The organism is Pseudomonas sp. GW822-FHT07A10 (genome assembly GCF_058798795.1).
This window is the reverse complement of sequence record NZ_JBXAKV010000002.1, coordinates 13814-39093: the sequence shown is the minus strand read 5'-3', so window position 1 is coordinate 39093 and position 25280 is coordinate 13814. Positions and strand designations below refer to the sequence as shown.

The 25280-nt window shown below is 60.0% G+C and carries 22 protein-coding genes and 1 pseudogene; 12 read left to right on the top strand and 11 right to left on the bottom strand.

Annotated features, from left to right (window positions below):
• Position 1: 1 nt before the first annotated feature.
• A complete protein-coding gene (locus AC1RL4_RS03645) occupies positions 2 to 667 on the bottom strand; it encodes an NAD(P)-dependent oxidoreductase (RefSeq protein ID WP_019580318.1) in 666 nt (221 codons plus the stop codon).
• 83 nt (positions 668 to 750) lie between these two features.
• Between AC1RL4_RS03645 and AC1RL4_RS03640 the strand changes: the two genes are divergently transcribed.
• Complete coding sequence (locus tag AC1RL4_RS03640; protein ID WP_230174647.1) at positions 751 to 1077, top strand: DOPA 4,5-dioxygenase family protein; 327 nt, start codon at positions 751 to 753, stop codon at positions 1075 to 1077.
• Here AC1RL4_RS03640 and AC1RL4_RS03635 read toward each other — a convergent pair whose 3' ends face one another.
• Positions 1078 to 1479: a GFA family protein gene (locus AC1RL4_RS03635; RefSeq protein ID WP_230174649.1), complete on the bottom strand. Its 402-nt coding sequence runs from the start codon at positions 1477 to 1479 to the stop codon at positions 1078 to 1080.
• Positions 1480 to 1798: 319 nt separating this feature from the next.
• Here AC1RL4_RS03635 and AC1RL4_RS03630 point away from each other — a divergent pair, with 319 nt between their 5' ends.
• The 9 genes from AC1RL4_RS03630 to AC1RL4_RS03590 all read left to right on the top strand — a co-directional run bounded on the left by AC1RL4_RS03630 (position 1799) and on the right by AC1RL4_RS03590 (position 12082).
• The gene (locus AC1RL4_RS03630; protein WP_018927294.1) at positions 1799 to 3106 is read left to right on the top strand and encodes a CitMHS family transporter; all 1308 of its coding nucleotides are present in this window, start codon (positions 1799 to 1801) and stop codon (positions 3104 to 3106) included.
• 82 nt (positions 3107 to 3188) lie between these two features.
• Positions 3189 to 3956, top strand: a complete 768-nt coding sequence (locus AC1RL4_RS03625) for a TerC family protein (protein ID WP_019580315.1) — start codon at positions 3189 to 3191, stop codon at positions 3954 to 3956.
• A 211-nt stretch (positions 3957 to 4167) separates the two neighbouring features.
• A complete protein-coding gene (locus AC1RL4_RS03620; RefSeq protein WP_230174651.1) occupies positions 4168 to 5826 on the top strand; it encodes a Na/Pi cotransporter family protein in 1659 nt (552 codons plus the stop codon).
• A 55-nt stretch (positions 5827 to 5881) separates the two neighbouring features.
• Positions 5882 to 7258, top strand: coding sequence for a M16 family metallopeptidase (locus tag AC1RL4_RS03615; protein ID WP_230174653.1), 1377 nt, complete (start codon positions 5882 to 5884; stop codon positions 7256 to 7258).
• 230 nt (positions 7259 to 7488) lie between these two features.
• Positions 7489 to 8517, top strand: a complete 1029-nt coding sequence (locus tag AC1RL4_RS03610; RefSeq protein ID WP_018927290.1) for a DUF5924 family protein — start codon at positions 7489 to 7491, stop codon at positions 8515 to 8517.
• Positions 8518 to 8570: 53 nt separating this feature from the next.
• A complete protein-coding gene (locus tag AC1RL4_RS03605) occupies positions 8571 to 9719 on the top strand; it encodes an MlaE family ABC transporter permease (protein ID WP_096481540.1) in 1149 nt (382 codons plus the stop codon).
• Entirely contained in the window at positions 9716 to 10519 is an 804-nt protein-coding gene (locus AC1RL4_RS03600; protein WP_096481539.1) for an ABC transporter ATP-binding protein, read from the top strand. Before AC1RL4_RS03605 ends, AC1RL4_RS03600 begins: the two co-directional genes overlap by 4 nt.
• 1 nt (position 10520) lies before the next feature.
• On the top strand, positions 10521 to 11459 hold the full coding sequence (locus AC1RL4_RS03595; protein WP_019580311.1) for an MlaD family protein: 939 nt from the start codon (positions 10521 to 10523) through the stop codon (positions 11457 to 11459).
• Positions 11456 to 12082, top strand: coding sequence for an ABC-type transport auxiliary lipoprotein family protein (locus AC1RL4_RS03590; protein WP_019651219.1), 627 nt, complete (start codon positions 11456 to 11458; stop codon positions 12080 to 12082). Before AC1RL4_RS03595 ends, AC1RL4_RS03590 begins: the two co-directional genes overlap by 4 nt.
• Before the next feature lie 48 nt (positions 12083 to 12130).
• On the opposite strand, the gene AC1RL4_RS03585 is transcribed toward AC1RL4_RS03590, so the two are convergent.
• The 5 genes and pseudogenes from AC1RL4_RS03585 to AC1RL4_RS03565 all read right to left on the bottom strand — a co-directional run bounded on the left by AC1RL4_RS03585 (position 12131) and on the right by AC1RL4_RS03565 (position 16184).
• Entirely contained in the window at positions 12131 to 13360 is a 1230-nt protein-coding gene (locus AC1RL4_RS03585) for a nucleoside recognition domain-containing protein (protein ID WP_019580309.1), read from the bottom strand.
• A gap of 104 nt (positions 13361 to 13464) precedes the next feature.
• Complete coding sequence (gene gltP, locus AC1RL4_RS03580) at positions 13465 to 14796, bottom strand: glutamate/aspartate:proton symporter GltP (RefSeq protein ID WP_018927284.1); 1332 nt, start codon at positions 14794 to 14796, stop codon at positions 13465 to 13467.
• Positions 14797 to 15479: 683 nt separating this feature from the next.
• Positions 15480 to 15584, bottom strand: a pseudogene (locus tag AC1RL4_RS03575) (inhibitor of vertebrate lysozyme family protein); the annotation flags it as partial.
• A 66-nt stretch (positions 15585 to 15650) separates the two neighbouring features.
• The gene (locus AC1RL4_RS03570; RefSeq protein ID WP_003177151.1) at positions 15651 to 15815 is read right to left on the bottom strand and encodes a DUF1328 domain-containing protein; all 165 of its coding nucleotides are present in this window, start codon (positions 15813 to 15815) and stop codon (positions 15651 to 15653) included.
• A gap of 81 nt (positions 15816 to 15896) precedes the next feature.
• Complete coding sequence (locus tag AC1RL4_RS03565) at positions 15897 to 16184, bottom strand: hypothetical protein (RefSeq protein WP_028940066.1); 288 nt, start codon at positions 16182 to 16184, stop codon at positions 15897 to 15899.
• Between the two features lie 440 nt (positions 16185 to 16624).
• Here AC1RL4_RS03565 and algB point away from each other — a divergent pair, with 440 nt between their 5' ends.
• Together algB and AC1RL4_RS03555 are read left to right on the top strand one after the other, a co-directional pair.
• Entirely contained in the window at positions 16625 to 17971 is a 1347-nt protein-coding gene (gene algB, locus AC1RL4_RS03560) for a sigma-54-dependent response regulator transcription factor AlgB (protein ID WP_018927282.1), read from the top strand.
• A 10-nt stretch (positions 17972 to 17981) separates the two neighbouring features.
• Positions 17982 to 19772, top strand: a complete 1791-nt coding sequence (locus AC1RL4_RS03555; protein WP_230174655.1) for a KinB sensor domain-containing domain — start codon at positions 17982 to 17984, stop codon at positions 19770 to 19772.
• A gap of 12 nt (positions 19773 to 19784) precedes the next feature.
• Here the strand turns inward: AC1RL4_RS03555 and AC1RL4_RS03550 are convergent, their stop codons facing one another.
• The 4 genes from AC1RL4_RS03550 to AC1RL4_RS03535 form a co-directional block, all read right to left on the bottom strand.
• On the bottom strand, positions 19785 to 21401 hold the full coding sequence (locus tag AC1RL4_RS03550; protein ID WP_019580306.1) for an EAL domain-containing protein: 1617 nt from the start codon (positions 21399 to 21401) through the stop codon (positions 19785 to 19787).
• Between the two features lie 73 nt (positions 21402 to 21474).
• Positions 21475 to 22254: an N-acetylmuramoyl-L-alanine amidase gene (locus AC1RL4_RS03545; protein ID WP_019580305.1), complete on the bottom strand. Its 780-nt coding sequence runs from the start codon at positions 22252 to 22254 to the stop codon at positions 21475 to 21477.
• 102 nt (positions 22255 to 22356) lie between these two features.
• Positions 22357 to 24405, bottom strand: a complete 2049-nt coding sequence (locus AC1RL4_RS03540; protein WP_019580304.1) for a GGDEF domain-containing protein — start codon at positions 24403 to 24405, stop codon at positions 22357 to 22359.
• A complete protein-coding gene (locus tag AC1RL4_RS03535; protein ID WP_007940704.1) occupies positions 24406 to 25266 on the bottom strand; it encodes an endonuclease/exonuclease/phosphatase family protein in 861 nt (286 codons plus the stop codon). It lies immediately after the preceding gene.
• Positions 25267 to 25280 lie beyond the last annotated feature (14 nt).

Below are 25280 nucleotides of genomic sequence, written 5' to 3'. Positions count from 1 at the left end.
TTTACGGTTCCGAAGTCGCGACAAAATTCACATGCTGACCGACATGCAAATTCAGCCATAACTCGTCGGCAATCCCGACGGCAACTCGGTTCAGCCGTTCCAGCGGTTCGGCCAGGCCAGGTTCCAGGCTCGTACTGACGTGACTGAAATGCTCGATGGACAGTCCTGGTACGCCGCGTGGGGCATTCACCAGGGTCCAGTGCAATGGGCTGCTTTGCAGTGCCTCGCGGATTTCTTCTGCGGCGTGGCGTTGCAGTTCGTCTTCTATCTCCGGATCGTCCAGCACCTCGAAATCACCCACCACAAACAACCGCGCGATACCCGCGGCCTGCATGCCGTCAATCAGTGCATCCACTGCCAGCACCTGCTCGACCGGGCCAGGCACGATGGATTTTTCGATGTGTTCGCTGTTCATCGGCAACCCCGGCGCATCCAGCAGGCAGATCACCGCCGAACAGCCGGCCACGCTTTGCTTGACCCGCTTGGCATCGAACAGATTGCCGGACTTGGTGCGCAATCCGGGGCGTGGCGCGAGTGCCGTCAGGTCATCGAGAATCGCGATCACTTCATGTTGGCGCCGCAGCATTTCCGCCATCAGCGCACTGCCAAGGCTACTCATGGCACCATAAAGCACTACCTTCACTACCGGGGTTTCGGCATTTTTCATGGCTGTGCTCCGAACGTCCTGCCTATATAGCGTGAGACCTGCAGGGAACGGTGTGGGTTCGACCAGGTATAAAGAGGTTTCAGATGCAACAGATCAAGGGCTACCACGCCCATGTCTATTTCGACGCCAATACTCTCCCGCAGGCCCGGGCCTTGTGTGAGCAGGCCGCGCAATTGTTTCCACTGAAGATGGGCCGCGTGCATGAACGCCTGGTCGGCCCGCACCCGGACTGGAGCTGCCAATTGGCCTTCGAGCCGCAACATCTTGGCGAGGTATTGCCGTGGCTGGCGCTCAATCGCAAGGGGTTGGTGGTGTTCCTGCACCCGGAGACCGGCAACGATCTGCTCGACCACACCGAACACGCGATCTGGATGGGTGCGATCCGGCCGCTGGACCTGTCTGTTTTCTGATCAGAGTTGTTCTTCGGCATCGCCAGGCAAATGTTCGTCCAGATGCAGCCAGGGCAACCGACTGTCCGTCCAGATATGCCGCTCGGCCGGCGCCTGCTCAGGGTGGTCGAGGGTGGCGATGGTCACGTCGATGCTTTCGGGACTGAGCGTTGTCACCAGCGCCAATTGCGCCCCGCAGTTGGGGCAGAAATACCGCGTGCAAGTGGATGATGAGCCATACCGGGATGGCGTACCCGCGACCCAGGCAAATGCCGAGGCAGGCACGGTGATCCAGGTGGTCACGATCCCGCCGCTGACCCGCCGGCAAATCGAGCAATGGCAGTGGGCGATATCCTGCAACGGCCCGCTGAATTGATAGCGGATTTGCCCACAGTGGCAGCCGCCAGTGTGAAGTTCGCCCATGTTTTTTCCTCCTGAGCCCGTGTTTGCTGACTTTCAACCCGGCCGACGACCGGTCGTACATTCGGTCAATGCTTTCATCCGCGAAAGCTGGCTGAAAGCTTCCCCGATTAGGATCGCCTCACTGCCGGCAACAGACCGGTTGGCCAACGCGAGTGTTTCATTGCCCGCCCGGCCCATTTAACAACAACAATGGTGATTCTGATGTCCGCTCCTATCCGCCTCTTCGCTGCACCTCCGCCCGTACGTTTCGTGCTTTCCGTTCTGCGCTGACCTCATCGGTTCGCCCATTCCCTAGCCGCGCTACGCCTGGAGTATTCCTATGCTGACTTTCCTTGGCTTTGCCATGGTCATCACGTTCATGTTCCTGATCATGACCAAGCGCCTGTCCGCGCTGATCGCCCTGATTATTATCCCGATCATCTTCGCCCTGTTCGGCGGTTTCTCGCCGAAGATCGGCCCGATGATGCTCGAAGGCATCACCAAGCTTGCGCCGACCGGCGTGATGCTGATGTTCGCCATCCTCTACTTCGCCCTGATGATCGACTCCGGCCTGTTTGACCCGGCCGTGCGCAAGATCCTCAAACTGGTCAAGGGCGACCCGTTGAAAGTGTCGGTCGGTACCGCCGTGCTGGCGCTGATCGTGTCCATGGACGGTGATGGCGCCACCACTTACATGATCTGCGTGGCCGCTATGCTGCCGCTCTACAGCCGCATCGGCATGAGCCCGCGGATCATGGCCGGTCTGATTATCCTCGCCGGTGGCGTGATGAACATGACCCCTTGGGGCGGTCCGACCGCTCGTGCGGCCAGTGCGCTGCATGTGGACCCGTCCGCGATCTTCGTGCCGATGATTCCGGCAATGCTGGCTGGTGTGGTGGCGATCCTGGCGATTGCCTATGTCTACGGTAAACGCGAGCGTGCGCGTCTGGGTGAACTGCATCTGGTCGGTGATGAAATCGACCACAGCGAAATCAGCGTTTCGCAGTTCCCGGACGCCCGTCGTCCAAAACTGATCTGGTTCAACGGCGCGCTGACCCTGGCACTGATGGGCACCTTGATCGCCGGCCTGCTGCCGTTGCCGGTGCTGTTCATGGTGGCGTTCAGTATCGCGATGATCGTCAACTATCCTTGCCTGCAACAGCAGAAAGATCGAGTGGCGGCCCACGCCGGTAGCGTGTTGGCGGTGGTCGGGTTGATCTTTGCCGCGGGTATCTTCACCGGTATCCTGACAGGCACCGGCATGGTCGACGCCATGTCCAAGAGCCTGCTGGCGGTCATCCCGGATTTCCTCGGCCCGTACCTGGCCGTGATCACTGCGCTGGTGAGTATGCCGTTCACGTTCTTCATGTCGAACGACGCATTTTATTACGGCGTGTTACCAGTGCTTGCCGAAGCCGCCAGTCATTACGGTATAACCGCGGTAGAAATGGCACGTGCCTCGATCGTCGGTCAGCCCGTCCACTTGCTGAGCCCGCTGGTACCATCGACTTACCTGTTGGTGGCCCTGGCCGGTATCGAATTCGGTGATCATCAGCGGTTCACCTTGAAGTGGGCGGTGCTGGTTTGCCTGTGCATACTGGTGGCGGCCTTGCTGATGGGGATATTTCCACTGTTCAGCACGCTATAAGCCAAGACTCGCCATGAGGGGTCCAGGCTTTGTTTGAAGCCTGGGCCCTTCGTGGTTTAAACACATCCTCAAAGGAATACACATGGAATGGCTGACCAACCCTGAAATCTGGGTTGCCTTCTTCACCCTGACCGCCCTGGAGATCGTCCTGGGTATCGACAACATCATCATGATCTCGATCCTGGTCAGCCGCATGCCCAAACACATGCAGGCGCGTACCCGGATCTTTGGCCTGGCGCTGGCCATGGTCACGCGGATTCTGTTGCTGCTGTCGATCACCTGGGTCATGCGTCTCACCGCGGACCTGTTCGAAGTGTTCGGCCAGGGTATTTCCGGGCGTGACCTGATCCTGTTCTTCGGTGGTCTGTTCCTGCTGTGGAAAAGCTCGCAAGAGATGTATCACGCGCTGGAAGGCGAGGATGAAACCAGCGACGAGCCAAGTGGCAAGGGCGGTAACTTCCTCTACACCATTATCCAGATCGCGATCATCGACATCGTGTTCTCGCTGGACTCCGTCATCACTGCCGTTGGCATGGTGTCCCACGTACCGGTCATGGTCGCGGCAATCATCGTCGCAGTGCTGGTGATGATGTGGGCTTCCGGCACCATCAGCGAGTTCATCGACAGGCACCCGTCGCTGAAAATGCTGGCGCTGTCTTTCCTGTTGATCGTCGGTACCGTGCTGATTGCCGAATCCTTCGATGTGCATGTGCCGAAAGGCTACGTCTACTTCGCCATGGCGTTCTCGCTGGCAGTGGAAGCGATCAACATCAGGATGCGCACCGCGATTGCGAAAAAACGTACACAGCAAGAGCCGGTGAAACTGCGCAAGGATGTTCCGGGTCAGTAACCCGAACACCCTGCTGTGACAAAGGGGCCTTCGGGCCCCTTTGTCATGTCTGCATCAAACTGTTTTCATGACAGTTTTGTTTCAATCGCTTCTTTAGCTATGCGATGCTGGCGTCCAGACCGTTAGCCAACTACAGCTTAAGTACAGAACGTAAAAGAACGCGGTACCGTCGACTTGCCCCGCTGGGGCGCTACCACCACAGGGGGCCTGTATGCTCACCCTGCTCAATTTGTTATCGGCCGTGGCCTTGTTGATCTGGGGCACGCACATCGTCCGAACCGGCATCCTGCGGGTTTATGGCTCCAACTTGCGCCATGTGATCGGCCAGAACATGGCCAGGCGCTGGCTGGCGTTTATCGCCGGGATCATGGTGACCGCCATGGTCCAGAGCAGCAACGCCACCGCCATGCTCGTCACTTCTTTTGTCGGTCAGGGCCTGATGGCGCTGACCCCCGCCCTGGCGACCATGCTCGGCGCCGACGTCGGTACCGCGCTGATGGCGCGGGTACTGACCCTCGACCTGTCTTGGCTGTCGCCGCTGCTGATTTTCCTCGGGGTGATTTTCTTTCTGTCGCGCAAGCAGACCCGGGTCGGGCAGATGGGACGGGTCGGCATCGGTCTGGGGCTGATCATTCTGGCGCTGCAACTGATCGTTGAGGCCGCCACGCCGATCACTCATGCTCAGGGGGTGAAGGTGATTTTCGCCTCACTGACCGGCGACATCCTGCTCGATGCGCTGGTCGGTGCACTGTTCGCGATGATTTCATACTCCAGCCTGGCCGCCGTATTGCTGACCGCGACCCTCGCCGGTGCCAGCGTGATCAGCCTGCCAGTGGCCATCGGCCTGGTGATCGGCGCCAACATCGGCAGCGGCGTTCTCGCCTTCCTCAGCACCAGCATGCAGAACGCCGCCGGCCGTCAGGTGGCGCTGGGCAGCCTGTTGTACAAACTGATTGGTCTGCTGCTGATCATTCCGGTGCTTGATCCGTTGGTGCACTGGATCGACAGCTTCGACTTCAGCGCTCAGGAAATGGTCATCGGCTTCCACCTGCTCTACAACACCGCGCGCTGCCTGATCCTGTTGCCCAGCGTCGGGCTGATGGCCAGGCTCTGTGCGTGGCTGCTGCCGGAGCGGCCGGACATCAACGGCACGGCCAAACCGCGGCACCTTGACCCGACGGCATTGGTGACCCCCAGCCTGGCGCTGGCCAATGCCGCCCGGGAAACCCTGCGCATCGGCGATCTGGTCGACAACATGCTCGAAGCCATGCTCGCCGTACTGCGTGGCAAACAGACCGCCGTTACCCAGGAAATCCGACGCCTGACCGATGATGTCGAAGCGCTCTACAGCGCGATCAAACTCTATCTGGCGCAAATGCCTCGGGAAGACCTCAGCGAACAAGATAGCCAACGGTGGGCTGAAACCATCGAGCTGGCGATTAACCTGAAACTGGCCAGTGACCTGATCGAACGCATGCTGCGCAAGGTTCAGCAGCAGAAAACCGCGCAGCGGCGGTCGTTTTCCGAGGTCGGTCTGGAAGAATTGGCGGGCCTGCACAGCCAGCTGATTGCCAACCTGCGCCTGGGGTTGTCGGTGTTCCTCAGTTCCGATCCGGAAAGTGCTCGCCAGTTACTGCGTGAGAAACGTCGCTTTCGCGCACAGGAACGCCGCCTGGCCCACGCTCATGTCAGTCGTTTGCACCGTAAGATTGTGCAAAGCATCGAGACCAGTTCGCTGCATCTGGAGCTGATCGCTGACATGAGGCGCCTCAATTCGCTGTTTTGCAGCAGTGCCTATGCGGTGTTGGGCACTTCGGACACCGGTGCTCTGGCGGTCGACGATTTGGCTGACATCACTCATTCACCCTGAACGTCCACAGTTGCCTGAAGTCTGTTGTACTTACGCTGTCGTACGGAAACTCGTTATGCGCTGTCTGCTATTCGCTTGTCTGTTGCTCGGCGCCCTGCCTTCATTTGCCCTGGATCGCTTTCAGGTCGAGGGCTATACGCTGCCCAACGGTCTGCAATTGGTCCTCAAACCGGGCACCGAGCGCGGGCATGTGGCGATTCGGCTGGTAGTCGGCGTGGGTCTGGATGATTTCAGCTGCGCCGACAAGGAGCTGCCGCATCTGCTCGAACACTTGCTGTTCAGCGGCATCGACGCCACCGGCGAAGGTGGTCTGGAGGAGCGCATGCAGGCCCTGGGTGGTGAGTGGAACGCTTACACCAGCAACGCCGACACCACGTTCGTCATCGAAGTACCGGCGAAAAACCAGCGTAAGGCACTTGATCTGTTGTTGGCGCTGCTGACCCAGACCCGTATCGACGACAACGCGATCAACGTCGCCAAGCAGGTGGTCGAGCGCGAAGACGGTGGCCATTATTCGCACCTGCAACGTTGGCTGGATCGCCAGGACCTGGGCCACACCGCCAGTAATCAATTGGCGGTGGAACTGGGCCTCAAATGCCCGGAGCGCGCCGAAGTCAATCACCTGACCCGCGAGCAACTGGAGAAGGTGCGCAAAGCCTGGTACGCGCCCAACAACATGACCCTGATCGTGGTCGGCGAGCTCGACCGTCTGCTGCCGGCCTATCTGGAACGGGCGTATGGCGCGCTCGTAGCCGTCGAGCCTGCCGATCACTTGCCCTTGCCGACAATCCAGGCCAGCGCGGCCCACGAGCGTACTCTGAGCCACGGTTTTGTCGGTGGCGGCGCCAAGTTGCACTGGCTGGTACCGGAGCCGGTGCAGGAAGACCAACCCGACGAAACGTTCGATCTGCTCAAGGATTACCTGGACTGGGCGCTTTATCGCCAACTGCGTCTGGTCCATGGGTTGTCCTATGGGCCCTCGGCCGAGCGTGAGGTGTTTGGCGGAGTGGGCTTCATGAGCCTGAACGCCGACCTTGAACGCGGCGACGTGCCGGCAGCTGAACAGGTGCTGGATGAGCTCAAAGCCGGTTTGCTCAAGGACGGTCTCGACGCCACCACCTTCGCCCGCCTCAAGCAGGCCGCCATCGCCCGTCAGGCCTGGGCCGTGCAAGGCAACAGCGCCCTGGCGGATTACTACTGGAGTGCCCTTGGAGACTACGAGGATGGCCATTTCACCAACCCGGCCAAGGCACTGCAAGAAGTGACGCTGGCCGAGGCGAACAAGGCGATGCGTGAGTTGCTGCTGCAACCGGGGTATTTGCGGATCGAAAAGCCGTTGGTGAGTTATGACCAGTTGATGTGGGCGATTGCCGGGGGATTTGGATTGATGGTGCTTGGGGCATTGGGTTGGCGTGTTCACGGCAGAAAGTAGTTATTTCCATGTGGCAACGGGTTTTGTGTGGCGAGGGGGCTTGCCCCCGTTGGGCTGCGAAGCGGCCCTAAAAAGGGTATCTCGATTTATCCGGCACACACATCGGCCAATTTTGCGACTGCTGCGCAGCCGAACGGGGCGATGCGGCGTTCCGACAAGCCCCCTCGCCACAGGACCCCTCGGACGGTACCCTGTCGGGGATTTTTCCCACGACTATTGTGAACCGCCGAATGCCGACTCTGACCCTGTACATACAGCGCATCCTGGAATTGATGAAGCGCTACCCCGGGGTCATCGCGCTCGGCGGTTTCATATCCGGGGTCGGCAGCTTCATCTTGGTGGATCGCCAACAAAGCCTGGCGACTTGGATCACCACCATCATGCTGGTCAGCTGGGTCTGGCTGATGCTGGAAAACAGCCTCACTGAGTTGTTCGCCAAGGTCTTCAAGCGCGAAATACCCCAGCCCCTGCTGCGTTATGCGACGCAGATGATCCACCAGGAAAGCCTGTTCTTCGTCCTGCCGTTCTTTTTCATCACCACCACCTGGAACAGCGGCCAACTGTTTTTCACGGGGTTGTTGGGCATGGCGGCGCTGATCTCGATCATCGACCCGCTCTACTACAAGTGGTTGGCGCCGCGCCGCTGGGCGTTCCTGGCGCTGCATACCCTGACCCTGTTCGCCGCCCTGCTGACCGCCCTGCCCGTCATCCTGCACCTGACCACCTCCCAGAGCTTCAAACTGGCGCTGGGCATTGCCATGGTGCTGTCGTTCCCGAGCCTGGCGTCAATCTTCCCGATTCGGACCGTGCGCAATGCGCTGGCGATCCTCAGCATCACCGTCGGTATTGGCGCTGTCGGCTGGGTGCTGCGTTCCTGGGTTCCGCCGGCCACCCTGTGGATGACCGATGTGGCGATCAGCACCCAAATGCAGGACCGCACCCCCGGCAAGAGCCTGGAAGAAGTCAGCGCCGAGCAGATTCGTGGCGACGGTTTGTACGCCTACACCGCGATCAATGCCCCACGTGGGCTGGACGAGCGGATTTATCACGTCTGGATGTTCAACGGTAAAGAGGTCGACCGCATCCCTCTGGATATCCACGGCGGGCGTAAGGAAGGCTACCGTGCCTGGACCCACAAGCAGAATTTCCCCGGCAATCCCGCGGGTAAATGGCAGGTTCGGGTGCTCACCGAAGACGGCCAGTTGATCGGCGTGCTGCGCTTCAAGGTCATGGACAGCACACCCATCAAAGATAAGTAACGCGGTTCGTGCTATTAATCTGGTCTGCGCAATTGCCGAACAAGCAGGAGCTTATGACCAGCAGCACAACGCCCGGCAGTGTCCGACTGGATACCTCGCACATCCCAGCCATGCTGCGGGTCACGGGTGACTGGACGCTCGCTCATTACGCCGATCTCAGCCACCTGAGCGAAAAGCTCCGTGGCCAATACGACAACAACACCCCCATCGACCTCAACGGCCTCGGTGCCCTGGACACGGCGGGTGCATCGCTGTTGGTGGAGTTGCTGGGTTCCGAGCGTCTGGGCAAGTCCGCCGAACACCCTGATTGCACCCTTTCCTCCGCCGATCGCGCCTTGCTGCAGACGGTGTATTGCTCGCTGACTGATTTCTGCGTGCCGATCAAAGAACCGGAAATCAGCGTCGGCATTCAACTGCTGACCCGTATCGGCCGCGCGGTCGATGCGGTCTGGCAGGACACCCTGCAGGTGCTGGGTTTTGTCGGCCTGATCCTGCAAACCATCGCGCGCGGGCTGTTTTGTCCCAAGCGCTGGCGCCTCACGCCGATGGTCGCGCACATTGAGCAGACCGGCCTCGACGCCGCTCCCATCGTCGCCCTGCTGACCTTTATGGTGGGCGCCGTGGTAGCGTTTCTCGGTGCGACTGTGCTGGCGAGCTTCGGCGCGAGCATTTTTACCGTGGACCTGGTGGCGTTTTCTTTTTTGCGGGAATTCGGCGTGTTGCTCACTGCGATCCTGATGGCCGGCCGCACCGCCAGCGCGTTTACCGCGCAGATCGGCTCGATGAAGGCCAACGAAGAAATCGACGCGATCCGCACCCTCGGCCTCGATCCGATGGAGTTGCTGGTGGTGCCGCGGGTATTGGCGTTGCTGGTGGCGCTGCCGATGCTGACCTTCCTGGCGATGTTGTCGGGGATTGTCGGCGGTGGCGTGGTGTGTGCGCTGTCGCTGGATATATCGCCGGCGATGTTCCTGTCGCTGCTGCAATCGGACATCGGCGTTCAGCACTTCCTGGTGGGGATCGTCAAAGCGCCGATTTTTGCGTTCCTGATCGCCGCCATCGGCTGTCTTGAAGGCTTCAAGGTCAGCGGCAGCGCCGAGTCCGTCGGCGCGCACACCACGTCGAGTGTGGTGCAGTCGATTTTCGTGGTGATCGTCCTCGATGCCGTGGCCGCATTGTTTTTCATGGAGATGGGCTGGTGAGTCGTCTACCCCGAGCGCCTTCCGAGGCGGTGATCGAAGTCCGTGGGCTGTGCAATCGCTTCGGCAGCCAGAGCGTGCACGAGAACCTCGACCTGGATTTGTACAAAGGCGAAATTCTTGCGGTGGTCGGTGGTTCCGGCAGCGGCAAGTCGGTGCTGTTGCGCAGCATCGTCGGCTTGCGCCAGCCCAGCGAAGGGCTGGTGAAGGTCTTCGGCAAGAACTTGCCGAGCCTGTCGGAGCACGAGCGTTCGCTGGTCGAACGGCGCTTCGGTGTGTTGTTCCAGAAAGGCGCCCTGTTCTCTTCGCTGACGGTGACCGAGAACGTCGCCCTGCCCCTGATCGAACACGCCGGCCTGAGCCGTACCGATGCCGAGCACCTGGCGGCGGTGAAACTGGCATTGGCCGGATTGCCGTTGTCGGCGGCCGACAAGTACCCTGCTTCACTGTCTGGCGGCATGATCAAGCGCGCCGCCCTGGCCCGGGCGCTGGCACTGGACCCGGACATTCTGTTTCTCGACGAGCCCACCGCAGGTCTCGACCCGATTGGCGCGGCGGCGTTCGATCAATTGATTCTGACGCTGCGCGACGCGTTGGGTTTGAGTGTGTTTCTGGTCACCCACGACCTCGACACGCTCTACACCATCACCGACCGGGTGGCGGTGCTGGCGCAAAAGAAAGTACTGGTGGCGGATGCCATCGACAAGGTTTCGGAAACCGACGACGCGTGGATTCACGAATACTTCCATGGCCCTCGCGGCCGCGCGGCGCTGACGGCCGCTAACCAGCTCAACGAGGTCTGACATGGAAACCCGAGCCCATCACGTATTGATCGGCCTGTTCACCGTCATAGTGGTGGCAGGCGCCCTGCTCTTCGGTCTGTGGCTGGCCAAGTCCAGCGTCGACACCGAATTCAAGGATTACGAAATCGTCTTCAACGAGGCGGTCAGCGGTTTGTCCAAGGGCAGCGCCGTGCAGTACAGCGGGATCAAGGTCGGCGACGTAGTGACGCTGCGCCTGGACCCGAATGATCCGCGCCGGGTGTTGGCGCGGATCCGCCTGGGTGGCGATACCCCGATCAAGGAAGACACCCAGGCTAAACTGGCGCTGACCGGGATCACTGGCACCTCGATCATTCAGCTCAGCGGTGGTACACCGCAAAGTCCGACGCTCAAGGGCAAGGGCGGCAATTTGCCGACCATCGTGGCATCACCCTCGCCTATCGCCCGTTTGATGAGCGACAGTAACGATCTGATGACCGGTGTGAACGTGTTGATGCAGAACGCCAATCAGATGTTTTCTTCGGAAAACGTCGAGCGCATCAGCAAAACCCTTGAGCATCTGGAGCAAACCACCAGCACCATCGCCGACCAGCGCGGCGACATTGGTCAGGCCATGCAGCAACTGGCGTCGATCGGTAAACAGGCCTCGGCCACACTCGAGCAAACCGCAGGGCTGATGCGCAACGCCAACGGCCTGCTCAACGATCAGGGCAAGCAGATGTTTGGCAGTGCCGAGCAAGCCATGAAGTCCCTGGAACAGAGCAGCGCGACCCTCAACTCATTGCTCACCACTAATCAGGATTCCCTCAACAACGGCATGCAGGGCCTCAATGGCCTGGCGCCGGCAGTGCGTGAGTTGCGCGATACCTTGAGCTCGCTGCGCACCATTTCCCAGCGGCTTGAGGCCAACCCCAGCGGTTACCTGCTGGGCAGTGACAAGAACAAGGAGTTCACGCCATGAAGCTGATCCCGTTAGCCTTGGCTGTTGGTTTTGCGCTGACCAGTGCCTGCTCGATTCTGCCCAAGTCCGAGCCATCCGATGTCTACCGGTTGCCCTCGGCCCAGAGCGGCGCACCGGCCAATCACAGCACGGCGCTGCACTGGTCGTTGCGGCTGGCCAAGCCACAGACCAGCGAAGCCTTGAACAACCCGAAGATCGCCGTGATCCCTCAGGGTGACCTGATCAGCAGCTACAAGGCTTCCCGCTGGAGCGACCCGGCGCCGGTGCTGCTGCGCAATCGTCTGCTCGATGGTTTCCAGCGTGACGGTCGGGTGCCGTTGCTCAGCACCGATGACAGCAATCTGCAGGCGGACCTGGAGCTGGGCGGCAACCTGCAGGCGTTCCAGACCGAATACCAGGGCACGACGGCGAGCGTGGTCGTGCGGCTGGATGCATTGCTGGTGCGTGGGTATGACCAGCGCATCCTCGCCAGTCGGCGCTTTGAAGTGCGCCAGCCGTTGAGCGATGTGAAGGTGCCGGCGGTGGTCGCCGGGTTCGGCCAGGCCAGCGACCAGTTGACGGCGCAGGTGGTGGCCTGGACGGTGGAGCAGGGTCAGAAAGTCGTGCCGCCGCTGAGGCCCTGAAGCCACCGCTGAAAGGAGCGGGCTTGCCCGCTCCCACAGGGTTTTCGTTTAACCGAAGAACCAGTAGCAAACCCCGATGGCCCCCAGCACCCCGCCAAGCTCCGCCAGCAGCGCACAGCCCACCGCATGCCGTGCACGCTGGATGCCCACCGCGCCGAAGTACACCGCCAAGACATAGAAAGTCGTTTCGGTACTGCCCTGGATCGTTGCCGCCACCAGCGCCGGGAAGCTGTCCACCCCCTCGGTCTTCATGGTTTCGATCAGCATTGCCCGGGCGGCACTGCCGGAAAAGGGTTTGACCAATGCGGTCGGTAAGGCATCGACAAAGCGCGTGTCCCAACCGGCCCACGCCACCAGGTGACGAATCCCGTCCAGACCGAAGTCCAGCGCTCCGGATGCTCGCAGCACACCCACGGCGCAGAGCATCGCCACCAGATACGGCAACAGGTTCTTGGCGACGTCGAAGCCTTCTTTGGCGCCTTCGACGAATGCCTCGTAGACCTTCACCTTGCGTAATGCGCCGATGATCATAAACAGCATGATCAAGCCGAACAGTGTCACGTTGCCGAGGACCGATGACAGGCTCGCCAGCGCGGTCGCCGAGAGCGTCGCCAGCAGTGCCATGAAGCCGCCAAGGGCGAGGGCGCCGGGAATCAGGTACGCCAGCACCACCGGGTCCCAGATGCGCAGGCGTTGCATGAACGCTACGGTCAGGAAGCCGACGATGGTTGAGCAACTGGTGGCGAGCAGGATCGGCAGGAACACCAGCGTCGGATCGGGCGCGCCTTGCTGGGCGCGGTACATGAAGATCGTCACGGGCAGCAGGGTCAGGGAGGAGGCGTTGAGCACCAGGAAGAGAATCTGCGCGTTGCTGGCGATCGTCGCACTGGGGTTGAGCTCTTGCAGCGCCTTCATGGCTTTGAGGCCGATTGGTGTGGCGGCGTTGTCCAGGCCCAGGCCGTTGGCGGCGAAGTTCAGGGTGATCAGGCCGATGGCGGGATGACCGGCCGGCACTTCCGGCATCAGGCGCAGGAACAGCGGCCCCAGCGCTTTCGCCAGCCACTCGACGATCCCGGCCTTCTCGGCGATCCGCAGAAAGCCCAGCCAGAGGGTGAGGGTGCCGAACAACAGGACCATGACCTCGACCGATAATTTGGCCATGGCGAAAATACTTTCCACCATCGCCGCAAAGATCCCGGCGTTACCACCGATCAGCCACTGCGCCAGCGCCGATACGGCTGCCACGATGAAGAAGCCAAGCCACAGGCCATTAAGCATCAGTCAAATCCCCCGGAAGATGCGGCGAATGATAGCGGGGTAGGCAGAAACGACAAACCCCGGATTTCTCCGGGGTTTGTTGGGGGCTCTTGTGGGAGCGGGCATTAGTTGCTGGAGGTTTCACCAACCGGCAGCTTTTCCTTGCTGCGCCAGTGCGGCAGGGAGTTCCAGTAGCGCTGGCCCTTGGCGTCGTCGTACATGCCTTCCCAACGCGAGATGACCAGCACGGCCAAGGCGTTGCCGATCACGTTCAGCGCGGTACGGGCCATATCCATGATGCGGTCGACACCGGCGATGAATGCCAGGCCTTCCAGCGGAATACCGACGCTGCCCAGAGTGGCCAGCAACACCACGAAGGACACGCCCGGTACGCCGGCGATGCCTTTGGAGGTGACCATCAGGGTCAGCACCAGCAGCAATTGCTGGCTGATCGACAGGTCGATGCCGTACAGCTGGGCAATGAAGATCGCCGCGATGCTTTGGTACAGGGTCGAACCGTCGAGGTTGAACGAGTAGCCGGTCGGTACCACGAAGCTGCAAATGGCTTTCGGCGCGCCGTAGGCTTCCATTTTCTCGATCACGCGCGGCAGCACGGTTTCGGAACTGGCGGTGGAGTAGGCCAGGACCAGCTCATCCTTGAAGATGCGCATCAGCTTGATCACCGAGAAGCCGAACAGGCGAGCGATCAGGCCCAGCACCACGAAGGCGAAGAAGGCGACGGCGAAGTAAACCAGGACGACCAGCTTGGCCAGTGGCAGCAGGGAGGCGAAGCCGAAGTTGGCCACGGTCACCGCGATCAGTGCGAACACGCCGATCGGGGCGTAGTTCATGATCATGTGGGTGACTTTGAACATGCTTTCCGACACGCCCTGGAACATCTTCACCAGAGGTTCGCGCAGGTCCGATTGCAGGCTCGACAGACCGAGACCGAACAACACGGAGAAGAAGATGATCGGCAGCATCTCGCCGCGCATCATGGCCGCAAAGATGTTCGACGGGATCAGGTTGAGGATGGTTTCGATGAACGCGTGTTCATGCTGAACCTCGGCAGCAGTGGCCTGGTACTTGGAAATATCCACAGTACCCAGGGTGCTCATGTCGATGCCGCTGCCCGGATGGACCACGTTGGCCAGCACCAGACCGACCAGAATGGCGATGGTGGTGACGATCTCGAAGTAAATGATGGTCTTCAGACCGATACGCCCGAGTTTTTTCGCGTCCCCAACGCCAGCGATGCCGACGACCAGCGAGGAGATTACGATCGGGATCACGATCATCTTGATCAGACGGATAAAGATATCGCCTGCCGGTTGCAGGACGTTGCTGATCCACCAGGCCTTTTCAGCGCTGAAGTGGTTGAGCAGTGCACCTATTGCTATCCCCAGAACCAGACCGATGAGGATCTGCCAGGCGAGGCTAAGCTTTGCCTTCTTCATATCTTTACCCTTACTTGCGTTTGACTCAGGTCGATGCATGAACTGCAACGCTCAATTGCGAAGCCGTCTTGCACCAACCCCCGTATAAGGTCCCCGCGAGCGAGCATTTACAGCTCTCTGGCAGCGAAAAAGGCGCAACTATTCCGATGCGGGGAAGCGCCGTCTAATGCCGTAAACGCCTACCCTATGCCGAATCGGCATGAGATTTTTCAACTGAAACCCACGTCCCAGCCGGTTCGAATGCGACATTTCGGCAGGTATAAGTGCCGTGAACCGGCCATTTCAGCGCCGGTTGATGTTTTTTTTAACCAGTGAAAATTTAGGAGATGTCCTACGTTCGACTGCGATTTTTCTTCTCATGAAAGTCAGAGCTTTCTCGATATACGGTCACGAAGAAACACCGCGAAACGGTTTTGCGGGGAATATGCAGCAAGAACATATGAGCAGAATGCTCTAGATCAACGTTTTGCACGTTGAAGCTCTCTGCAAGTCCGTCGAGCCACGCTAGGCCGACGAACTTGCGTCGCAGCTTCACCTGACCCGGCCCTTGCGCGGCTACTCCCTGTACCCGTAGGTCACTCCGACCCTGAAGCAGTCAGAACGTCCCGACCCCTTGGTCATGCGTCTACCGTCCTCGGGTAGCGCAGTGGAAAGAAGCGTGAGGCCTCTTTCGTGTTTCGAACTCAATACCGGCGTGGATCTTTCTTCAGTCGCGCCATCCACATCTTCTGCATGCCTTCGTCCGGTTTACCGAGTAAGCGGTAGTCGGCATGTCGCGTGGGTGGCCGCGATCGTCATGGCACTGCCGCCCAGAAGCAGGGCGGCCGCCAATGTCTTTAATCAAAACACACATATCAACCTCGACCGCGACGGCCAAAGAAGAAGGAAGCAATGAACATCACCAGGAATACGACAAAGAGAATCTTGGCGATACCCGTGGCGGTGCCCGCGATACCACCGAAGCCCAATACTGCAGCGATGATGGCAATGATCAGGAATGTGATTGCCCAGCTCAACATGGTGATTCTCCTTACGCTTCTATTTAAGGATGTTGCTTGTGGTGCTTTTCCCGGCGCGTTGAGCGCGCCAAGTTCGTTTGCTTAAAACACCCAACGTTCCAGGGAGGGCGTCTCGTCCACAGGCCGGGCCTGGTCGACGCCCATCATTCGCATTGAGGCGTTGTCAGCCGGGTTGCTGCTGACGGCGCTGAAGTGGGTTTGGGGGGGATGTGGAATCGAAAGGTGCACTGGCGCCGGTTGCTCGCTCTGCTCCCAACGCATGTACTGCTGGCCACCAATCAGGGTGATCAACAATGCCAACAGGGCAAACAAGCCTTGCTGGACATGCAGTGGCGAAAGACGCAATTGGGCGGCACTTTGGCGATTCATCCTGAAGTTCCTCCCATACGGGTAGTGATCTTTGGCGGGTGCTGGTTCATTAAATGCCCTGATTACCTAGATCATTGCAGCCTGCATGCCAGCTTTAATAAAGAATAAATACGATAAAAATCAATTGGTTATTGTGTTTGTAGAAATCGTTTTGGACGCATCCTGCACGATGATCCGTTTGCAGTCGTGCGTAATGCACGATGAGTTCGCAGGCACTTTCAATATTTTTGGAATTGCGGGGAGGGCGTAGATGTCAGAAAGGGACGCAGGCAATCGCTGAAAGAATGGTCTGTAAATAAAAGTTCAAATAAATCAGTGTATTAGCTTCACTTTGAGTAGATAGATAGCCTGTTGTGGCTGGAATCGACCAGAATCAATCATGCAACTTGCCCGATTTTTCCGGGACTAACCAAGAACACCTATTAAAGGAGCGTAGGAACATGGAATCAGCCACTGAGCATCAAGGCCGCATTCTGCTGGTGGACGACGAGTCCGCCATCCTTCGAACCTTTCGCTATTGCCTCGAAGACGAAGGCTACAGCGTGGCCACCGCGACCAGCGCCGCTCAGGCCGAAGCCTTGTTGCAGCGTCAGGTTTTCGATCTGTGCTTCCTCGATTTGCGCCTGGGTGAAGACAACGGCCTAGATGTGCTGGCCCAGATGCGGATTCAGGCGCCCTGGATGCGTGTAGTGATCGTTACCGCTCACTCGGCCGTGGACACTGCCGTGGATGCGATTCAGGCCGGTGCCGCCGACTATCTGGTCAAACCTTGCAGCCCCGATCAGTTACGTCTGGCCACTGCCAAACAGCTGGAAGTGCGGCAACTCTCGGCACGTCTGGAAGCCCTCGAAGGTGAAGTGCGTAAACCCAAGGAGGGGCTGGACTCCCACAGCCCGGCGATGAAAGTGGTGCTTGAAACCGCACGCCAGGTCGCCAGTACCGACGCCAACATTCTGATTCTCGGAGAGTCCGGCACCGGTAAAGGTGAGCTGTCACAGGCCATTCATGGCTGGAGCAAACGCCAGAAGAAATCCTGCATCACCATCAACTGCCCGTCCCTGACAGCGGAATTGATGGACAGTGAACTCTTCGGCCACAGCCGTGGCGCGTTCACCGGTGCCAGCGAAAGCACCTTGGGGCGTGTCAATCAGGCTGATGGCGGAACGTTGTTTCTCGACGAGATCGGCGATTTTCCCCTGACCTTGCAGCCAAAGCTGCTGCGTTTTATCCAGGACAAGGAATACGAGCGTGTGGGCGACCCGGTGACCCGTCGCGCCGACGTGCGAATCCTCGCGGCCACCAACCTCAACCTTGAAGACATGGTCCGCGACGGTCGTTTTCGTGAAGACTTGCTCTATCGGCTGAACGTTATCACCTTGCACCTGCCGCCGCTTCGCGAACGCAGGGAAGACATTCTTAACCTGGCTGACCGTTTCCTGGCGCGCTTCGTCAAGGAGTACTCGCGTCCGGCCCGGTGTTTCAGCGACGAGGCCCGCGAGGCGCTGCTCAGCTACCGCTGGCCCGGCAATATCCGCGAGCTGCGCAACGTGGTGGAACGGGCGAGCATTATTTGTCCGCAGGAGCGGGTCGAGATCAGCCACTTGGGCATGGCCGAAGCTCCGACCAACAATACGCCACGCATTGGCGCCGCGTTGAGCCTGGATGAGTTGGAGAAAGCCCACATCGGCGCGGTCCTTGCCACCGCCGATACCCTGGATCAGGCGGCCAAGACCCTGGGTATCGATGCCTCGACCCTGTACCGCAAGCGCAAGCAGTACAACTTGTGAGCCGCACCCGATGAAACTGGCGATGACGTTGCGCACCCGGTTGTTCCTGAGTATTTCAGCCTTGATCACCGTGGCGCTGCTCGGGCTGTTGCTCGGGCTGGTCAGCGTGATGCAGATGGCCGGCACGCAGGAGGCCCTGATCCGTGACAACTTCGTCAGGCTGGATCTGGGATTGAAGCTGCGTCAGACCCTGGGTGATCAACTGATCATCATGCTCGGCGAGAAACCTGATCCCGCGGCGTTCGAGGCATCCAGACAGCATTACCTCGAATTGCTCGATGAAGGCATTGCTCGCGAGCCGTCCAGCGAGGGCGCCCAGTACGGTTTCAAAAAGGCCAAGGCTGATTACCAGAGCTTTCTGCAGGCCTACGATCTTTCCCGCGATACGGCACAGGTGCTCACTGGGGGCGGGGATCTCACGGAAAAATTCAACACGTTGCGCAACGGTTTGATCTCCGAACAGAAGCGCGCGCTGGATAACATCAGTGAAACCGAACGCCAGGCCCGGGACCGCGCGTTGCTGATTGCCGGCCTGCTCGGGTTGATCGGGGTGGGGGTGCTGTTCATCGGGTTCATTACCGCCCATGCGATCGCCCAGCGTTTCGGAGCCCCGATCGAGGCCCTGGCGGCGGCCGCTGACAACATCGGCCAAGGCAATTTCGAAGTGACTCTGCCGATTTCCTCCGCGGTGGAAATGAACCAGCTGACCCGGCGTTTCGGAATCATGGCCGAGGCCCTGCGTGAACACCAGGCAACCAATATCGACGAACTGCTCGCCGGCCAGCAACGTCTGCAAGCGGTGCTCGATAGCATCGACGACGGTTTGCTGATCATTGATCGTCAAGGTCATCTTGAGCACCTCAATCCGGTGGCTCAGCGCCAGTTAGGCTGGGACACCGAGCGTCTCGGCCAAGGGCTGGGCACGGCACTTGAGCGTCCCGAGCTGGATGAACAGCTGCACCTGGTGCTGCGCGGCGGCACCTTGGAGCAAGTGCCGGACGACCTGAGCATCGAGGTTGACGGGGAGTCGCGATTGCTGACGTATAGCCTGACGCCGGTCAGCCATACCCAGGGTCATATCCTCGGCGCCGTGATGGTGTTGCATGACGTCACCGAGCAGCGTGCCTTCGAACGGGTGCGCAGCGAGTTCGTCTTGCGTGCTTCCCATGAGTTACGCACGCCAGTCACCGGGATGCACATGGCATTCGGCCTGTTCCGCGAGCGGGCGCATTTTGCCGAGGACTCCCGTGAGGCCGACTTGCTGAACACCGTGAATGAAGAAATGCAGCGCTTGATGCAGTTGATCAACGACCTGCTGAATTTCTCTCGCTATCAGAACGGCCTGCAAAAACTCACCCTGGCGCCGTGCTCCATCGAAGATTTGCTGGAGCAGGCCCAGGCACGCTTTGCCGGCCCGGCGCAGGAGAAGGGCATTGAGCTGTTGGTGGAAGTGCAGGGAGCTTTGCCGCGGCTGCAAGCCGATCAGGCGCAACTGGAGCGGGTGCTCGATAACCTGATCGACAACGCCTTGCGCCATACCTCCCGCGACGGGCTGATACGTTTGCAGGCTCGACGTCATGGGGAGCGGGTGATTATCAGTGTCGAAGACAACGGCGAAGGCATTGCCTACGGCCAGCAAGGGAGGATATTCGAGCCTTTTGTTCAGGTTGGCCGCAAGAAGGGCGGCGCCGGGCTCGGTCTGGCGCTGTGCAAGGAGATCGTGCAGTTGCACGGTGGGCGGATGGGCGTGTATTCACGGCCAGGGCAGGGTTCGCAGTTCTACATGGCGCTGGCGGTATAAGCCTGAACCCTCTCAGTCTTCGTCATCCAGACGCCGCGTTGCTTGTCGGCGGCCACGGGTAATCAATTCGATGAATTGCACAGCGCTCAATGGGTGTGCGAACAGCCAGCCCTGACCGAACTTCACCCCCTCGCTGCTCAGAAACTCTGCCTGGGCTTCATATTCGATGCCTTCGGCAATCACCTTGAGTTGCAGGGCCTGGGCCATGCGAATGATGTGCGGTGCCACGCCGCTGCTGGCGGCGTCATGACCCAGCGCGTCGATAAATGCCTTGTCGATTTTCAGGCAGTCCACGGGCAGTGTTTGCAGGTAGGCGAGGCTGCAATAGCCAGTGCCGAAGTCATCGATCAGCACCTGATGCCCGACATCGCGCAAGGCCTGCAGGTTTTCTCTGGCCACCACGACATCAACCAATCCGCGCTCGGTCACCTCAAAGGCAATCTGTTTGGCGGCTACACGGTGCAAGGCCAGCAGGCGCGCCATCACCTGACCGATACGCGGCACCATGACGTCGCAGGCCGCCAGGTTGACCGAGATATACAACTGCGGATTGGCGCGCAACAGTTGTCCGAGCTGTTCCAGCAGGCGCTGTAATACGAAATCAGTCATCTGGCGGATCTGGCCGGTGTTTTCCGCCATGGGAATGAACAGCTCGGGGCTGGTCAAGGTGCCGTCCGGCCTTCGCCAGCGCAGCAAGGCTTCGGCTCCGACACAGTTGCGACTGTCGAGGTCGAAGATCGGCTGATACAACACCTGCAATTCGCCTCGTTGTATCGCGCCGTGCAGTTCAGCATCCAGTGATTGACGCTGGCGCACCAGCAGAAACACCAGAATGCCTACGCAGGCACTGAGTGCGAGGCTGGCCGGAAGCAGCCACCACCAAACGGCCGGCACATGCATCCCGGTACGCGGGGTGATCAGCACCAGTTGGTATTCGGGAGTGTTGGTCGGCATTCGGTAAATCAGGCGGGTAGGGGTGACTTGCAGTGCATCGTGATTTTTCGGGGGCCAGGGTTGCGTCGGGGGCCACTCCTGCTCGGCACCGAGCACGGGAATCGCGCGGGTGTCGTGGTCGAGCACCACCAACAGGCTGCTCCCCGGAGACAGATCAACCATGTCGGTCAAATGCCCGCGAGACGTAGCCACCCGGAAATTGCCACGCCCCAGCATCAGTGCGGCGCGGTTCTCATCGGGTTCGGTAGTGGTGTTTAACCAATAGCTGTAGGTGGGGCCCTCGATGTCCGGTGGCCGGATCACTGACAGCCCTTCCTGACGGGGGCGGTTGGAGCAGATTCCTGAAGCATCCATGTAAGCGGCTTCGTAAACGAAGCGGTAATTGAAGCTGACCTGCTGCAATGTGGCGATCATTTCATCATCGCAGCCCCGCAGCGGTTGAGCTTCAAGGTCGTCGAGGCTTTCGCGCAGTTGCCCGAACAGCTGCTCCAGACGGACCAGAAAGCGCTCCCCCTGGGCGTTCATCTCCTGGCTTTCGTTGTCCTCGACCTGATGCATCGCAATGAACAGACTGCCGGTCATCAGCAGCGTGGCACTCAAGGCAGCCGCCAGCGTCGCCAGAAACCAAGGGCGATAGAACCAGCTACGCAGCCTCTCTCGAGCAGCCGTCATCATGGAATATCCGAAGGATTACCAATGAGTTATAGCTGCTGATTGGGAAAAGGCCCTGACCGTCGGGCGGGCGTCATTATTTTGTCTGATTCAACACCTGGAGAAGCGCCGCGGTTTGCGCGTCCGGAGTGCCGTCGAAACGGGACGGGCGAAAATGCAGCTGAAAAGCCGCCAGCACATTGCGTGTCGCTACATCCAGTTCGCCGGTTTGTGGCGTGGCGTAGCCCAGGCGGGCAAGTTGCGCTTGAAACCAGCTGATGCTTGGCAGCTGCGCGGCGAACTGCGCTTGCTGACGCGCCACGGCCTGCTCGTTCGGCCAGATTCCCAGGCCTTCGGCCGCCAGGCGTTTCCAGGGGAACAGCGGGCCAGGGTCGAGCTTGCGCATGGGGGCGATGTCGCTATGGCCGATGATATGGCGAGGGCTGATGCCCTGGCGCTTGCTGATGTCCTTGAGCAGAAAGATCATCGACTGAACCTGGGCTTCGCTGTAGGGATACCAGAGGCGCCCGGTCGGGGTGTCCTGGAAGCCTGGATTGACGATTTCGATGCCAATGGAACTGGAATTCAGCCAGGTCCGGCCTTGCCATTGGCTTTCGCCGGCGTGCCAGGCCCGAAGATTTTCATCCATCAGCTTATAGATGGTGGCGTGCTCGTCGTCGCCGATCAGGTAATGGCTGCTGACTTCGCCATGGGTCAGCAATTGCAGCGAGTCCTCCAGGGATGCGGAGGTGTAATGCATCACCACGAACTGAATACGGCTGTCGTGATTGACTGAAGGGTGGCTGGTGTCAATCCGGGGACCGCTGGCGCAACCGGCTAATACAAGCAGCGAAGCAATAAGAGCAAGAAATTTCATGGTGGAGGCAATACACGCGAGACAATAATGCAACAGTGTAACGTATTGCCTTGCGCGCCGACCGCAAAAGCGCGCCTTTAAACAAAATGGAACAATTAACTGTCAGCCCAGTTCTATCCGGTTGCGGCCGGTATTTTTCGCGCGATATAGCGCCTGATCGGCTCTTTTAAGCACCAGGTCGCTATGCTCGCCCGGTCTGAAGGCGGTCAGTCCCATGGAAATGGTGATAGTGACTCGCTCGCCCTTGAAGTGGAACGGGCAAGCTTCGATCGATGCGCGCAGGGTTTCCAGCAGTTTCGCGCCGACCATCGGCGCCGTGGCAGGCATCAACAGCACAAACTCCTCACCGCCAAACCTGGCTATGAAGTCCGTCCCGCGCAGACGCTTGCGCAGCACACTGGCGATGATTTTCAGCACCTTGTCGCCCGCCAGATGGCCGTAGTTGTCGTTGATGCGTTTGAAATGGTCGAGGTCGAGCATCGCCAGCAACAGGGTGTTGCCGTGTTGTTGCCATTGACTGATTTCGTGGTCCAGCCGTTCGCTCCAGGCCGCTCGATTCGGCAGGCCGGTCAACGGATCGATCAAAGCCTTCTGGCGCTGTTCTTCGAGGTGCTCGCGGTAGCCCAGCGCTTCCTGCTCCATGTGGGCCACCCTTTCAGCCAGGCTTTGCAGGCGGGCCGCGACTTCCTGCTCGCGCTCGTCGCGTTGCTTCTGGTGCTGGTCCATGGTGCCGAGCAGGCCTTCGAGATGGTCTTCCAGCATGTGCTTGAGGTCATCGAGGTCCGCCGCGTCCTGCATGCTGCTTTGCAGGCCGTCGACTTGCTCGCGAATCTGCGTGTCCATCACCCGCGCGGCAGAGCGGTTGTCGGCGTGGCCTTCGCTGGCGGCTTGCAGGTTGCTCTGAAATGATTCGAGGCGTTCGTTGAGTCGCTGCAGATAGGCTTCGAATTCGTGTTGGCCGCTGTCAGTAATGGCCAGCATTAATGTTGCCAGATCATCGAGGATCGGTAGCAGCTCGTACCAATTCAGGCCGTTTTGAAGACGATTGCGCATCGCTTCGGCTTGCGGTCGATGGCGCTCGGGCAGCGTCAGGTCGTCGAGAAGGCCCAGCAGAGTGTCTTCGATGTGCTTGGCCACAGAGCTGTAGGACGGTTCCGGTGAGTCCGGCAGGGCATACAGAATGTCGTGTTCTGGCGTTTGCGGATCGCTGGCCTCCGGGATCAGTTCATCCGGGTTGATTGCCGACGGAGCCTGGGTGGCCGGTACGGCGATCGATGGAACCGGCTCTTGCGGCTCTTGCGGCTGTTCGATGTTCGGCTGGGTTTGTGGCTCTGGGGCCTGGCTGCTCGTGGCCTCTGGCTCCAGGACGGGCGGGACGAACGCCACGACTTCGGCTATGGGTGCCGTTGTTGCTGTCGGCGCCGGAGTGTCCACGGGTTCAGCGGGCGTAGCGGCGGGCAGGGCAGCTTCAACGGTTGGCATTACCGCTTGCGGTTTGTTGGCGGCTGGCGCGAGATTGACCGTCGCGATTGGGAGCTCGGCCAGTTGTGCGGCAACCGGTTCGACAGGTTGCGGGGCAGGCATGTGCAATTCGGGGGCGGCGATCTGTGGCGCAGCCTCATCTGCATCCCGGCCACCGAACAGGCGTTGCAGAAAACCCGGACGACCCGGTTCCACAGGGTTCTCCAGCAGGCTCAAGGCTTTGCCTTGCAAGCCGCTCAGCTCGCTGAGCAGCAACGGGATTTCGCGAGCCTGGCCGACACGTCCGTCCAGCTGCTTGGCGAAACTCTTCAGTGGCCGGCTCACTTCCCGTGGCAGCGGCAATGCTTGCAACTGGGAGACCAGCGCCGTCAGTGCGGCGCTGACTTGATCAACCCGGGTTTCCCGGCGCTGCTCGGAGTCGAGCACGGCTTTTTCCAGGCGCGGCAGCAAGGCTGCCAGGCCGGCGTCCATGTCGTCTGTGCGTACGACTTCGCGCATTTCCTTCATGCATTGGTCAACGGCGCGATCGGTACCTTCGGCAGCCAGGGTGCTGCGCACCAGCCCGCGACGCAGCAGATCGAGCCGGGCGTCCCATCGACGTTCGAGCTTTTCCTGTTGTTCGATGCTTTTGAGGTATTTCTCTTTCCAGCGCTGTGCTTCGTCGCTCATTCAGGCAGGACTCAACGCGGGGAATGCATCGGCCGTGAGCGAGCCCGGCAGACGAATTTCTACCGCGACCGGCAGGTGATCGGAAATGGGTTGTGCCAGCACCTCGACCTTTTCAAGCGTCAGGGTGGGGCTGAGCAGAATGTGGTCCAGGCAGCGCTGTGGGCGCCAGCTGGGAAAGGTCGCTTCCATCTGCGGCGCGAGCAGGCCTAAATCGCGCAGCGGGGAATGTTGCAGCAAGTCACCGGCATGGGTATTCATATCGCCCATCAGCACCTGGTGCTTATAACCGCCGATCAACTCGCGGATGTAAGCCAGTTGCATGCTACGGGCGCGAGCGCCCAGCGCCAGGTGCATCATCACCACCACGAGCGCCTCCGGACCTTCGCCGAAGCGCACCAGAATGGCCCCGCGACCCTTGGGCCCCGGCAGCGGATGATCCTCGATCGCCCACGGGCGCAGGCGACTGAGCACGCCATTGCTGTGCTGGCCGAGATGACCGAGATTGCGATTGAGTTGTTGATACCAATAAGGGAAGGCGCCGAGCTGCGCCAGGTGTTCGACCTGATTGACGTAGCCCGATCGCAGGCTGCCGCCATCGGCTTCCTGCAAGGCGACCAGATCGAAGTCGCCCAGCAGATTGCCGATTTTTTGCAGGTTGTCGGCACGCCCGGTGTGCGGCAACAGATGCTGCCAGCCGCGGGTCAGATAGTGCCGATAACGCTCGGTACTGATGCCGACCTGGATATTGAAACTGAGCAAACGCAGACGGCTGTCCACGGGCAACCCCGTCGATTCCAGGTGATGCTCGTTGACCCGCGGGTCGTGCAGGCCAACGATGCGTTCAGTTCCCCAGCGGCGCATGGCAGGTGCCGCGC

Bases quoted from the DNA above. Each gene is read 5' to 3' on its own strand.
- AC1RL4_RS03585 (WP_019580309.1), bottom strand. From the start codon at position 13,360: ATGCTTAATGGCCTGTGGCTTGGCTTCTTCATCGTGGCAGCCGTATCG.
- AC1RL4_RS03645 (WP_019580318.1), bottom strand. From the start codon at position 667: ATGAAAAATGCCGAAACCCCGGTAGTGAAGGTAGTGCTTTATGGTGCC.
- AC1RL4_RS03540 (WP_019580304.1), bottom strand. From the start codon at position 24,405: ATGAGCGACGAAGCACAGCGCTGGAAAGAGAAATACCTCAAAAGCATC.
- AC1RL4_RS03545 (WP_019580305.1), bottom strand. From the start codon at position 22,254: ATGAAATTTCTTGCTCTTATTGCTTCGCTGCTTGTATTAGCCGGTTGC.
- AC1RL4_RS03610 (WP_018927290.1), top strand. From the start codon at position 7,489: ATGCCGACTCTGACCCTGTACATACAGCGCATCCTGGAATTGATGAAG.
- AC1RL4_RS03640 (WP_230174647.1), top strand. From the start codon at position 751: ATGCAACAGATCAAGGGCTACCACGCCCATGTCTATTTCGACGCCAAT.
- AC1RL4_RS03625 (WP_019580315.1), top strand. From the start codon at position 3,189: ATGGAATGGCTGACCAACCCTGAAATCTGGGTTGCCTTCTTCACCCTG.
- AC1RL4_RS03595 (WP_019580311.1), top strand. From the start codon at position 10,521: ATGGAAACCCGAGCCCATCACGTATTGATCGGCCTGTTCACCGTCATA.
- AC1RL4_RS03620 (WP_230174651.1), top strand. From the start codon at position 4,168: ATGCTCACCCTGCTCAATTTGTTATCGGCCGTGGCCTTGTTGATCTGG.
- AC1RL4_RS03550 (WP_019580306.1), bottom strand. From the start codon at position 21,401: ATGATGACGGCTGCTCGAGAGAGGCTGCGTAGCTGGTTCTATCGCCCT.
- algB (WP_018927282.1), top strand. From the start codon at position 16,625: ATGGAATCAGCCACTGAGCATCAAGGCCGCATTCTGCTGGTGGACGAC.
- AC1RL4_RS03630 (WP_018927294.1), top strand. From the start codon at position 1,799: ATGCTGACTTTCCTTGGCTTTGCCATGGTCATCACGTTCATGTTCCTG.
- AC1RL4_RS03555 (WP_230174655.1), top strand. From the start codon at position 17,982: ATGAAACTGGCGATGACGTTGCGCACCCGGTTGTTCCTGAGTATTTCA.
- AC1RL4_RS03565 (WP_028940066.1), bottom strand. From the start codon at position 16,184: ATGAATCGCCAAAGTGCCGCCCAATTGCGTCTTTCGCCACTGCATGTC.
- AC1RL4_RS03590 (WP_019651219.1), top strand. From the start codon at position 11,456: ATGAAGCTGATCCCGTTAGCCTTGGCTGTTGGTTTTGCGCTGACCAGT.
- AC1RL4_RS03535 (WP_007940704.1), bottom strand. From the start codon at position 25,266: ATGCGCCGCTGGGGAACTGAACGCATCGTTGGCCTGCACGACCCGCGG.
- AC1RL4_RS03570 (WP_003177151.1), bottom strand. From the start codon at position 15,815: ATGTTGAGCTGGGCAATCACATTCCTGATCATTGCCATCATCGCTGCA.
- AC1RL4_RS03615 (WP_230174653.1), top strand. From the start codon at position 5,882: ATGCGCTGTCTGCTATTCGCTTGTCTGTTGCTCGGCGCCCTGCCTTCA.
- AC1RL4_RS03605 (WP_096481540.1), top strand. From the start codon at position 8,571: ATGACCAGCAGCACAACGCCCGGCAGTGTCCGACTGGATACCTCGCAC.
- AC1RL4_RS03635 (WP_230174649.1), bottom strand. From the start codon at position 1,479: ATGGGCGAACTTCACACTGGCGGCTGCCACTGTGGGCAAATCCGCTAT.
- gltP (WP_018927284.1), bottom strand. From the start codon at position 14,796: ATGAAGAAGGCAAAGCTTAGCCTCGCCTGGCAGATCCTCATCGGTCTG.